Here is a 1,171-nt window from a genome sequence, read left to right as displayed (position 1 = left end):
CGGCAGGTGCTCCCGCCGGCGGCGTAGCGGGTGCCCCGGCCGGCGCAGCCCCGCCCGGCGCGGTAACCGGCGCCGGCGTGCAGGCGCCCGTCAGTTCCGTGACGTTCACCCCGTTCGCCGCGAGGAAAGCGATCACCGCCTCCGCCTTCTGCGCGTAGGAGACGCGCTCCCCCTGCTCCGCGTTGAAGAACCCGAAGGTGTTCACGCCGACGACGCGGCCGCAGCGATCCACCAGAGGCCCGCCCGAATTGCCGCGGCTGATCGCCGCCGTGTGCGGCATCACCGTCAGGCCGGAAGGCAGCGCCTGCACGGCGCTGATCAGCCCGTCCGTCACCGCCAGTTCCGGGATCGCCTGCGAATTGCCATCAAGCAGGGCGCGGAAATTCGCGTCGGTCTGCATGATCGCCTGCGGGTAGCCGGCGGCGATCACCGGGTCGAGCCGGCTCGCCACGCGCGTCAGGCCGATCGGGCTCAGCGCCGTCGCATCGGCCGGCAGCCGCAGCATGGCGAAGTCGGGCCGTCCCGGCTGCGGGTCGGGCGTCTGCGCCGCCACCTGCACCGTCACCGGCCGCCCGAGCCGCCGGTTCACCACATAGACGCGCTGCGGGTCGATCGGCGCCACGACATGCGCGTTTGTGACGACGACGCCCGGCGCGACGACGAAGCCGGTTCCCGTGCCCACCCCCTGCCCGTTCGCCAGCGGCCCGAGCACCAGCACCGTCGCCTGGTCCAGCAACTCGATGAGCGTGCCCTGGAAGGCCTGCTGGCCCGGCGCGGGCGGCGGCACGGCGGAAGGCTGCATCGGCGTGATCTGCGGCGGCACCAGCGGCGAGAGCCCGAAATCGCCCGGCCGGCAGACGTCGCCCGCGAGCCCGGCGCGCGCCTGCTCGATCTCCCGCCGCAGGGCGTCGTTGGTCTCGCGCTGGCGGGTCACCTGCTCGGTGATGCGGGTCTCGTCGGCGACATGCGCGACCAGGCGCTGCTGCGTAATGCGCTCGGCGATCAACTGCCAGCCGAGCCAGAAGCCGAGCGCCAGGAAGGCCAGCGCCACCAGCACGCCCGTGGGCAGCAGCCACCAGTTCCAGGCCGAGGAGGTGGCGCGCGCTGCCGGCACCGCGGCGGCCGCGGCAACGGGTACGACCGGCGGCGGCACCGGCGCGGCGGCGGGGCG

1 protein-coding gene is annotated in these 1,171 nt (G+C 74.5%); it reads right to left on the bottom strand.

What is annotated here, in order from left to right; genetic code table 11:
* Positions 1–1,171 (bottom strand): S1 family peptidase (locus GXW76_RS25415; RefSeq protein ID WP_211864923.1); only part of this gene is annotated, 1,171 nt, incomplete at both ends.

This window comes from Neoroseomonas soli (assembly GCF_018129065.1).
GTDB classification, from domain to species: Bacteria; Pseudomonadota; Alphaproteobacteria; order Acetobacterales; family Acetobacteraceae; genus Neoroseomonas; species Neoroseomonas soli.
Note: the sequence above shows the minus strand (reverse complement) of the source record. Positions and strands in the feature narration are given on the sequence as shown.